Raw genomic sequence first — 10,171 nt, forward strand, 5'->3', positions numbered from 1 at the left:
CAGCGCCCAAAAATGCGGCGGCGTCCACATGAAGATCATGGCGAAGAGGGTGAGTGAGCCAAGGCTCACGTCGCCCGTGACCGCGGCCCATCCGATCATCGGCGGAAAGGCGCCGGCCGCACCTCCGATCACGATGTTTTGCGGCGTGCGGCGCTTGAGCCAGATCGTGTAGACGAAAACGTAGAACGCAATCGTCAAGGCAAGGAGTACGGCGGCGGCCCAGTTGACGCCGAGGCCCATCACCGTGACAGACCCAACGGCGAGCATGACGCCCAGCGCCAATGCCGCTTCCGGCGAGACCCGTCCGTCGGGAATCGGCCGCCGCATCGTCCGTTGCATGACCGCATCGATATCCCGGTCGTACCACATGTTTATGGCGCCCGAGGCACCGGCGCCGACTGCAATACACAGAATAGCGATCGCCGCGAGCACGGGGTGGATGTGGCCGGGTGCGACGTACAGTCCGGCAAAACCGGTGAAGACGACGAGCGACATGACGCGAGGTTTGAGCAGAAGCGCATAATCGCCAACGGCGGCCCTGTCCGTGAGGACAGCACCGGCTTGACTGCGATCGAACTCGATGGGCGCGTTGGACACGTTTGCGGACTCCCAAACTTTACGTTGCCGCCAACCCGATTAGCGGCCGTCCCGGTTAGTGGATCCGCGGCAGCTCCTCGAACGTGTGGAACGGCGGCGGAGATGGTACGGTCCATTCGAGCGTCGTCGCCCCTTCCCCCCACGGGTTGGCGCCGATGCGCTTGCCCGCAAGAAGCGTCTGAATCACGAGGAAAACGAAAAGGACCGCCCCTGCGGCCGATATGTAAGACCCGACGGTCGCCACCTGGTTCCAGCCGACGAAAGCCTCCGGATAATCCGGCACCCGGCGCGGCATTCCCGCAAGGCCGAGGAAATGCATCGGGAAGAACGTGAGGTTGACCCCGATGAAGGTCAGCCAAAAGTGAACCTTGCCAATCGCTTCGTTGTACATGCGCCCGCACATCTTCGGGAACCAGTAGTAAAAGCCGCCAAAGATCGAGAACACCGCACCGAGCGAGAGCACATAATGGAAGTGCGCCACCACGTAGTAGCCGTCATGGAGTGCGATATCGACGCCGGCATTCGCCAGCACCACACCGGTGACGCCGCCGACCGTGAAGAGAAAAATGAAGCCGATCGCCCATAGCATCGGCACCCGGAATTGGAGCGACCCGCCCCACATGGTCGCGATCCAACTGAAGATTTTGACACCCGTAGGCACGGCGATCACCATCGTCGCCGCCGTGAAGTACGCGCGCGTGTTCACGTCGAGTCCGGTCGTGAACATGTGGTGCGCCCACACGACGAAGCCGATGAAACCGATCGCGACCATGGCATAGGCCATTCCCAGGTAGCCGAACACGGGCTTGCGCGAGAAGGTCGAGACGATCTGGCTGATCATGCCGAAGCCCGGGAGTATCAGGATGTAAACTTCCGGATGGCCGAAGAACCAGAACAGGTGCGCGAAGAGGATGGGATCCCCGCCCTTGGACGGATCGAAAAAGGCCGTGCCGAAGTTCCGGTCGGTCAGTAGCATCGTAATGCCGCCCGCGAGTACTGGCAGCGACAAGAGCAGCAGGAACGCCGTGACCAGGATCGCCCAAACGAAGAGCGGCATCTTGTGGAGCGTCATTCCCGGTGCGCGCATATTGAAAATCGTGGTGATGAAATTGATCGCCCCGAGGATCGACGACGCGCCCGCGAGGTGGAGTGCAAATATCGCCATGTCGACTGCAGGCCCCGGATGGCCCAAGAGCGAGGAGAGCGGAGGATAGAGCGTCCAACCGGTACCCGCCCCGCCCTCGACGAAGGCCGAGCCGAGAAGGAGGATGGCAGACGGGATGAGCAGCCAGAAGCTGATGTTGTTCATGCGCGGGAACGCCATGTCGGGCGCCCCAATCATGATCGGCACGATCCAGTTGCCGAATCCCCCGATCATCGCGGGCATGATCATGAAGAAGATCATGATCAGGCCGTGCGCCGTGATCGCTACGTTATAGAACTGCTTCCCTTCCGGGCCGCCATAGACGTGCATGCCGGGGCTGAAAAGCTCCGTGCGGATATAGAGCGACATTCCCAGGCCGATGAGCCCCGCGACGACCGCGAAGACCAGGTACATCGTGCCGATGTCCTTGTGGTTGGTCGAATAGACGTAGCGTCGCCATCCGGTCGGATGGGAAGCACCATGTGGGTCTGTCGTATGAGCCATATTTGGACCTCTCGGAATCGCTCAGCGTATGGTCGCGGTTTGGGCAAGCTGCGCGTCCGCGGCGGCATTCGAATTCGCGGCCTGCTTTTTCTTGTCGGCGAGCCACTTCGCATAATCGTCCTTCGAAACCGCGCGAATCTCGATCGGCATGAAGCCGTGATTGACGCCGCAAAGCTGAAAGCACTGTCCGTAATAGGTTCCTTCGCGCTCGATATTCATCCACGTCTCGTTAAGGCGGCCGGGGACCGCGTTGAGGTTCACACCAAGCGCCGGCATCGTCCATGCGTGCATTACGTCTTCGGACGCGATCAGGAGCCGGATGTTGGTATTGACCGGCACGACCACCGGATTATCGACGGTGAGGAGGCGCGGCTGGCCCTGCTTCAGGTCGGCGTCCTCGACGAGAATGCTGTCGAACGTAACCTTGTCGTCTGGGTACTCGTAGGACCAGTACCACTGATGGCCAATAGCCTTGAGCGTCATCTGTGCGTCCGCTGTCTTGTCCGCATAGTAAAGCAGCTTGAACGACGGTATCGCGATGACCACCAGGATCATGATCGGCACGACTGTCCACAGGATTTCGATGAATGTGTGGTGCGCCGTCTTGCTCGGGACCGGGTTGCGGCTTTCACGAAAGCGCCATATCACGTAGACGAGGAGGGCGAGCACAAAGAGTGTGATAAGCGTGATGATCCACAACAGCATTGTGTGGAAGCTGTCGATTCGCTCCGCCGTCAGCGAGGCCGCTGGTTGCAGTCCGATCTCCCAAGGTCGCGGTTCTTCCGCGCAAGCGCTGCCTGCCTGGAGACCGGCCACGCACAGCGCCAGCAATCCAAGTGCTGCATGACGGATTTTCAATGTCATTTCTCCTCGCCCCGATGGCGTTCTGATCAGGAGCCCGACCGCCGGCGGATCAAGATGCATTAGAGGGGCCGGTGCCGCGCGGCGCCCAGCATACCAGCACTGCTTCGATCCTGCCCACGGGCGTTCTCCCCAAGCGGGCCGACAATACAATAGGCCCTGCTTGGCGAACAACCAGCCCGCTTTGCCTTGCCGTGCAAGTCGCGCGCGCGCACGCGCGTAAGGCGACCCATGCAACGCTGCGAAAACCTTCGCATTCCGCGGACTTGCGCTATTTATGCGACGATATGTCGCACGAATTCTTCGCGCCCTCAAGGGCCTAGGCGCAGGTATGCGTTCGGCGGCCCCGAGTGCGAAAGAGAGACAATCGGGCCGCATCCAGCGATGGTGGCAATCCCGCGCCTGTCCGGGTTGTGCGATCGGGCACCGGCTTGCCCACGAAGCAGTCAATGAGGCGAATTCAATGCTCAACGAGAATGCCGTCGACGAGGAGAAACATGACCCATCTCCCGCCGGCGGATCGGCCGCATTGAACGGCGCTTATGGCAGCCGCCTCATTTTTGCAAGGGAAACGGGTGACAATCGTCACAGCGCAACCCACTTATATGCTGCGAAACTTCCCGCCTGACGGAGCGTTTTCTTAAAACGCGATCGGCGCGTTCGAGCCACAGCAGTGTCGAGAAAGGTCCACCATGTCAGACCGCACCATCGCCGAAGACATCTTTTTCAATCGCGCCGGCCTCGATCGCGGGCGTATTCAGGGTGTCGTCGACGAATCGCTTAAGAACGCCGATGACGGCGAGCTGTTCCTCCAATATAGCCAGTCGGAAGCCCTCGCCTTCGACGACGGCCACCTCAAGAGCGCATCCTTCGACACGACGCAAGGCTTCGGCCTGCGCGCCGTGGTGGACGATGCCGTCGGCTATGCCCATGCCTCGGAGCTTTCGGAAGACGCTATCCGGCGGGCAAGTATGACGGTCAAGGCGGTCGAAGCGGGCCACGGCGGTACGCTCGCGGCGCACCCGCTAGGCACCAATCGCCACCTCTATACGGATGAAAACCCCCTCCTCGGCGTCGATTTCGAGCGCAAGGTGAAGCTGCTCGCCAAGATGGATGCTTATGCGCGCGGCCTCGACCCGCGTGTGCGTCAAGTCATGGTCTCTCTACTCGGTTCCTGGCAGGCCGTTGCGATCCTTCGCCAGGGCGGGCACCAGACGGCGGATTTCCGCCCCCTCGTCCGCCTCAACGTCTCGATTGTCGTCGGCGACGGCGACCGGCGGGAAACCGGCACCGAAGGGCGCGGCGGGCGCGTTGGATACGAGATGCTGCTGGACACCGCGAACTGGCAAGGCCAGGTACGAGAGGCGTTGCGTCAAGCCCTCGTCAACCTCGATTCAGTCCACGCACCTGCAGGCGAGATGCCGGTCGTCCTTGGGCCGGGCTGGCCCGGGATACTCCTTCATGAGGCGATCGGTCACGGGCTCGAGGGCGACTTCAACCGCAAGAAGACTTCAGCCTTTGCCGGGCTCCTGGGCCAGCGCATTGCAAGTCCGGGCGTGACCGTCGTCGATGACGGAACCCTCCCCGACCGACGCGGCTCTCTTACCATCGATGACGAAGGGACACCGTCGCAACGCACGGTTTTGATCGAGCACGGCATTCTCGTCGGCTTTATGCAGGATCGCCAGAATGCCCGCCTCATGGGCATGAAGCCGACGGGCAACGGGCGGCGGCAGAGCTTTGCCCATCACCCTATGCCACGCATGACCAACACCTATATGCTTGCCGGCGCCCACGAACCCGAAGAAATCGTCCGCTCGGTCAAGCGAGGGCTTTATGCGGTCAATTTCGGCGGCGGGCAGGTCGACATCACGTCCGGCAAGTTCGTCTTCACGGCGTCCGAGGCCTACCTGATCGAGAACGGAAAGGTCGGGCCGGCCGTCAAGGGTGCGACCCTCGTCGGAAATGGACCCGACGTGCTGACCCACGTCAAGATGATCGGCAACGACATGGCGCTCGATCACGGTGTGGGGACCTGCGGCAAGGAAGGCCAAGGCGTGCCGGTTGGCGTCGGCCAACCGACGCTTCTGATCGATCGCCTGACGGTCGGCGGTACGGCCGCATGAGCAAGCTCTTCTCCGCGCAAGCGTTTCGTCACCGCGGACGGGGGCGCGTTCGACCCTTTTAAAAGCCCCGAAATTCCCTCGGACACTCGCCTGAACGGGGCAACCGCGCGGATCAAGCCCAGTTGCGCCTCGCGCCAAGGACCCGTACAACTACGGCTGATGACGACGCGGCCGTTCCTTCATGCTTTGCTTATTGTCGCGGTGCTCACCTTGGCGGCGCGGGTTGCCGGCGCGTTACCGCCCGGGCTCGTGACCAAACGCAGCCCCTACGACGTAACTCAGACCCTCGACCGCCTCGAGGACCTCCTCAAGAAGAACGGCTTCACGATCGAAGCGCGGGTCGACGACCGCGCGATTGCGAAAAAGGGCGGGGAGACGATCGGCGCGGCCGAAACACTTTCGATCTCAAAGGCAGATTTCGACGCCGGGCTCCTGAAGAGCGAGCGCACGATCGCCCTCGATCTGCCATTACGCATTGTTGCTTGGGAGGATGCGAGCGGCCGCGTTTCACTCGCCTATCCCGACCTGGATCGCCTCGTCCAGCGATACAATATCACCAACCAGCCGGTCGCCGTCGAGCACTTGGCGCAACTCCTCGACCAGCTCACCGACGAAGCGGTGAAGCCTTAGATCCTTGCAGTCTCAACCGGCCCTAAGCCGTCGCGTCCATGCGTCGAGTGAGGTCAACAGGTCCTTGATAAGTCCGCGCGCCGTCTCATCGACAAGCTTGCCGTTGGCGTCGAACTTGTCATGGCAGGCCGGTATCATGACCTCGGGTTTATTGATCGGGTACAAATTGAGGAACACGCACGTCTGGCGCAAATGATACTGCGCGCGCGCGGTACCGGTCATGCCCACACTTGCGCCCATCATCGCGCAAGGCTTGCCATTGAAAGGCTGATCGGGCGGACGGGAGACCCAGTCGATGACGTTCTTGAGGACACCCGACATCGAGTAGTTGTATTCGGGCGTGACGAAGAGAAGTGCGTCGGCCGCCTTGACCTTGGCGCGGAGTTCCTCAACCGGCCTCGGAAAACCCGCCGCGCGCACGTCTTCGTTGTATAGCGGGATCGGCGCGATATCGTAGGTCTCAATCTTAATGCTTGGCGGCGCAAGCTCGATTGCCGTCCTGAGCGCCATCTTGTTGTACGACCCTTTGCGCAAACTCCCGCAAAAGCCCAAAACGTTAATCGGCTTGTCGTCGGCCACGCTCACGCTCCCTCACCCGAAACCGTCGCCCGAACGGTCAATAGTGGCACTCGCGAAAGACCTGCTGAAGATTTTCTCCCCAACGATTTGCGTAGGCGTCGAGCAGGGTATCGGCGAGCGTCCGGCCCGAACGCGCGATCTGCCACAGGACATCGAGGAAAGCGCACTCGTCCGACGCAAAGCCTCCCGCGGCCGCCCGGCGCTTCAACCCGCCCGCTGCGATCTCGAGCACGTCGAGTGCAACCTCGCGCAAAGTGCGTCCGCGGAAGGGTGTTTTCAGCGCGCGCTTTGGCACTTCGCGGCGAAGCTCGTCGTGCTCCGCGATGGTCCAGTCCTTGACGAGCTGCCATGCCGCATCCTGGGCGACGCGGTCGTAAAGCAATCCGACCCAGAGCGCAGGCAGCGCGCATAGGACACGCCACGGACCGCCGTCGGCTCCTCGCATTTCGAGATAGCGCTTGAGACGCACCTCGGGAAACGCGGTCGTCATGTGATCGGACCAGTCGCCGATTCTCGGCCGCTCGCCGGGAAGGGCGGGCAATTTTCCTGCCAGGAAATCACGGAACGATTGTCCGCTCGCATCGATATATTTGCCATCCCGGTAGACGAAATACATGGGCACGTCGAGGAGATAGTCGGTGTAGCGTTCGAAGCCCATTCCCGGCTCGAACACAAACGGGAGCATCCCACACCGGTCTGGGTCCGTGTCGGTCCATACGTGGCTGCGGTAGGAGAGAAATCCGTTGGGCCTGCCTTCGGTGAAAGGGGAATTGGCGAAAAGGGCGACAGCAAGCGGCTGGAGGGCGAGGCTCACACGGAATTTTTCGACCATGTCCGCCTCGGATGCAAAGTCGAGATTGACTTGCACGGTACAGGTCCGGAGCATCATGTCGAGACCGAGCTTGCCCTTCTTCGGCATGTATTCGCGCATGATCTTGTAGCGGCCCTTGGGCATCCACGGAATGTCCGCGCGCTTGGCGGTCGGATGAAAGCCAAGTCCAATGAGCTCGAAGCCGAGAGCCTCGCCAATCTCCTTTGCCTCGTGAAGGTGGTGATGCACCTCAGCACAGGTTTCGTGGAGCGTGCGCACGGGCGCTCCCGAAAGCTCAAGCTGTCCGCCCGGCTCAAGGGTGATTGCGCACTGATCCTTGCTGAGGGCGACGATGTTGCCGCCCTCGACTACCGGTTTCCAGCCAAAGCGCTCCTCAAAGCCCATCAATATGTCGCGCACGCCACCGCGTTCTTCATAGGACAGCGGCTTGAGGGTTTTCCGATGAAATGTGAACTTCTCGTGCTCGGTGCCGATTCGCCAATCGGACATCGACTTGCACCCAGCGGCGAGGTACTCCACCAGTTGGGCCTTGTTTTCGATGGGCGCTCCGCTCGAGATGGGCGGTCCAGACATTGGGAAGCCTTCGAATTATCGTTGGATTCGTCTTGCGGGCGTATGCGCGCGATCACGGCACCAATCACCCACGAGCGCTTGCCAGCAAGCAAGCACGGCGAGCGCCGCAGTATCGGCCCGGAGCACACGCGGTCCCAAACCGACGGGCGTAACAATGGGATTATTTCTCAAGCGGTCAAGCTCTTCCGATGAAAATCCGCCTTCGGGGCCGATCAGCGCGGCCGCGGGCTCTTCTGCCAAGGGCGGCGCTTTTCCAGCCGGCCGGAGAGCTTCGGCGATTGGAAGCCCGCCCCCGCCCTCATCGCAAAGGAAAATGCGGCGCTGTGCCGGCCAGCGAGCAAGTGCCTCCTCTAAAGACGCTTGCTCGATTATGTCCGGGACGGTCAGGCGTTCACACTGCTCCGCCGCTTCGACCGCGTTGGCGCGTAGTCGCTCGTCGTTGACCCGGCTCACGGCCGTGCGTTGCGTGAAGATCGGCCAAAGGGCCGAAACGCCGAGCTCGGTTGCCTTTTGGGCCACGAAATCGATTCGCGCACGCTTGAGCGGGGCGAAGACGAGCCAGATGTCAGGCTCCCTGACCTGCGGCCTGGTCGCCGTTTCAACGGAGCATGACGCCCAGCCCTTGCCGAGCCCGTCAAGCCGCGCGCGCCACTCTCCATCCCGTCCATTGAAGAGAAGGAGCGGCACGCCTGGCGTAAGCCTCATGACGCTTCGCAAATAATGCGCCTGCTCGGCCGGAAGGCCGATGGCAGCGCCGGGTGCAAGGGGCTGCTCGACAAACAATCGGATTCTCGCTTTTTCTTCCAAGCCGACGCCTCCTCAAGCGGCGGGCGATCTTGGCGCCCTTGTGAGCGCGCCCTGTGAGGAGCAAGATTAGCCGATGGCATCCTCCTTCAAAACTCTGGCGAACGACGGTACCGACATCTTCCGCGACAACTGGGTTGACCGCTGGTTACCCGCTTACGCGCGGCCCTATGTGCGGCTCATGCGCCTCGACCGGCCGATCGGTACCTGGTTGCTGCTTTTTCCGTGCTGGTGGAGCCTCGCGATGGCGTGGGAGAGCTGGCACGATCTCGGTTTATTTATCCTTTTTGCGCTTGGCGCCGTGATCATGCGGGGCGCCGGCTGCACGTGGAACGACATTACGGATCGCGATTACGACGCCAAAGTCGCACGCACGCGGACGCGCCCCCTGCCGAGCGGATCCGTGAAGCTCCATCAGGCTTTCGTCTTCCTCGCACTCCAGCTTCTGGCTGCGCTTGCGATCCTGGCGAGCTTCAATCGCTTCGCCATCTGGTTGGGTGCTGCGTCGCTCGTCGTCGTCTTTGCCTATCCGCTGATGAAGCGCTTTACCTATTGGCCCCAATTCTTTCTCGGCCTTGCTTTCAATTGGGGCGCGTTGCTCGGCTGGGCGGCGATCAAAGGCGAGCTCGCCCCGGGACCGCTTTTCCTCTACGCGAGCGGGATCGCGTGGACCCTCGGCTACGACACGATCTATGCCCATCAAGACAAGGAGGACGACGCCCTCGTCGGCCTGAAGTCTACCGCCCTCAAATTCGGCGAGCGCTCGAAACCTTGGCTTTATGGTTTTTACAGTGCCGCACTCCTTCTCATGGCCGCCAGTGCCGCGGCAATTGGGCTTCGCTGGCCGTTCTTTGCGGGTCTTGGCTGTGCCGCGCTCCAGTTCTTTTGGCAGATTTCCGCCCTCGATACCGACGATCCCGACGACTGCCTGGCCAAGTTCAAATCGAACCGATTTTTTGGTTGGCTGATACTCGGCGCAATCGTCGCGGCGCGAGCGATCGGGCCCGCACTCGGCACCTCGTGAGATCGTTCACGCGCGAGGAGGCGTTTGCCTTCGTGCGCGCGAATACGTCGTGCGTGAGGCCGCCATTTCTCCCCGAAATCGCACTTCACCTCGCGACGGAGATCACGCCCATTTGGCAGGCGACTGAGGCTAGCCTCGAGGCGAGCGGATTGGCCCCGCCCTATTGGGCCTTTGCCTGGGTCGGCGGGCAAGCGCTGGCCCGGTTCGTCCTCGACGATCCTGACCTTGTGCGCGGGGCACGCGTACTCGACTTCGCCGCGGGATCGGGGGTGGCCGGAATTGCGGCCATGCGATCCGGCGCTCGCACCGTCGATGCGGCGGAACTCGACGATCTTGCCGCAGCGGCGATCGAACTCAACGCGCATATCAACGCCGTCGCGATCGAATGCCTGACTGAAGATCTGACGTTCGCGGAATCTCACCAGGCCAATCGCGGCTGGGACGTAGCACTTGCAGGCGATATCTGTTACGAGCGGCCAATGGCGGAACGAGCAGCG

10 protein-coding genes are annotated in these 10,171 nt (G+C 61.8%); 4 read left to right on the top strand and 6 right to left on the bottom strand.

Features of this window, described 5'->3' with window-relative positions; translation table 11 throughout:
- From cyoE to coxB, 3 genes are all read right to left on the bottom strand, one after another.
- Positions 1-582: heme o synthase (gene cyoE, locus VEJ16_06165; protein ID HYB09234.1), on the bottom strand; the 582-nt coding region annotated here is incomplete at its 3' end.
- 70 nt (positions 583-652) lie between these two features.
- On the bottom strand, positions 653-2,245 hold the full coding sequence (ctaD, locus tag VEJ16_06170; GenBank protein ID HYB09235.1) for a cytochrome c oxidase subunit I: 1,593 nt from the start codon (positions 2,243-2,245) through the stop codon (positions 653-655).
- A gap of 21 nt (positions 2,246-2,266) precedes the next feature.
- A complete protein-coding gene (gene coxB / locus VEJ16_06175; protein ID HYB09236.1) occupies positions 2,267-3,109 on the bottom strand; it encodes a cytochrome c oxidase subunit II in 843 nt (280 codons plus the stop codon).
- 689 nt (positions 3,110-3,798) lie between these two features.
- On the opposite strand from coxB, the gene tldD reads away from it, so the two are divergent.
- Positions 3,799-5,232 (top strand): metalloprotease TldD, encoded by a 1,434-nt coding sequence (gene tldD / locus VEJ16_06180; GenBank protein ID HYB09237.1) that lies wholly within the window; start codon positions 3,799-3,801, stop codon positions 5,230-5,232.
- A gap of 159 nt (positions 5,233-5,391) precedes the next feature.
- Positions 5,392-5,862 (top strand): DUF302 domain-containing protein, encoded by a 471-nt coding sequence (locus VEJ16_06185; GenBank protein ID HYB09238.1) that lies wholly within the window; start codon positions 5,392-5,394, stop codon positions 5,860-5,862.
- A gap of 12 nt (positions 5,863-5,874) precedes the next feature.
- Here VEJ16_06185 and VEJ16_06190 read toward each other — a convergent pair whose 3' ends face one another.
- Genes VEJ16_06190 through VEJ16_06200 form a run of 3 tightly spaced genes read right to left on the bottom strand, consistent with a single transcriptional unit; the run spans position 5,875 to position 8,653 of the window.
- Complete coding sequence (locus tag VEJ16_06190; GenBank protein ID HYB09239.1) at positions 5,875-6,441, bottom strand: NADPH-dependent FMN reductase; 567 nt, start codon at positions 6,439-6,441, stop codon at positions 5,875-5,877.
- Positions 6,442-6,478: 37 nt separating this feature from the next.
- A complete protein-coding gene (locus tag VEJ16_06195; protein ID HYB09240.1) occupies positions 6,479-7,846 on the bottom strand; it encodes a glutamate--cysteine ligase in 1,368 nt (455 codons plus the stop codon).
- A 15-nt stretch (positions 7,847-7,861) separates the two neighbouring features.
- On the bottom strand, positions 7,862-8,653 hold the full coding sequence (locus VEJ16_06200) for a 16S rRNA (uracil(1498)-N(3))-methyltransferase (GenBank protein ID HYB09241.1): 792 nt from the start codon (positions 8,651-8,653) through the stop codon (positions 7,862-7,864).
- Positions 8,654-8,726: 73 nt separating this feature from the next.
- Between VEJ16_06200 and ubiA the strand changes: the two genes are divergently transcribed.
- The gene (gene ubiA, locus VEJ16_06205) at positions 8,727-9,674 is read left to right on the top strand and encodes a 4-hydroxybenzoate octaprenyltransferase (GenBank protein ID HYB09242.1); all 948 of its coding nucleotides are present in this window, start codon (positions 8,727-8,729) and stop codon (positions 9,672-9,674) included.
- A partial coding sequence (locus VEJ16_06210) for a 50S ribosomal protein L11 methyltransferase (protein HYB09243.1) occupies positions 9,671-10,171 on the top strand: 501 nt, incomplete at its 3' end. The genes ubiA and VEJ16_06210, both read left to right, overlap by 4 nt.

The organism is Alphaproteobacteria bacterium (assembly GCA_035625915.1).
Taxonomy (GTDB): Bacteria; Pseudomonadota; Alphaproteobacteria; order JACZXZ01; family JACZXZ01; genus DATDHA01.

Bases quoted from the DNA above. Each gene is read 5' to 3' on its own strand.
- tldD (HYB09237.1), top strand. From the start codon at position 3,799: ATGTCAGACCGCACCATCGCCGAAGACATCTTTTTCAATCGCGCCGGC.
- VEJ16_06195 (HYB09240.1), bottom strand. From the start codon at position 7,846: ATGTCTGGACCGCCCATCTCGAGCGGAGCGCCCATCGAAAACAAGGCC.
- ubiA (HYB09242.1), top strand. From the start codon at position 8,727: ATGGCATCCTCCTTCAAAACTCTGGCGAACGACGGTACCGACATCTTC.
- ctaD (HYB09235.1), bottom strand. From the start codon at position 2,245: ATGGCTCATACGACAGACCCACATGGTGCTTCCCATCCGACCGGATGG.
- VEJ16_06185 (HYB09238.1), top strand. From the start codon at position 5,392: ATGACGACGCGGCCGTTCCTTCATGCTTTGCTTATTGTCGCGGTGCTC.
- coxB (HYB09236.1), bottom strand. From the start codon at position 3,109: ATGACATTGAAAATCCGTCATGCAGCACTTGGATTGCTGGCGCTGTGC.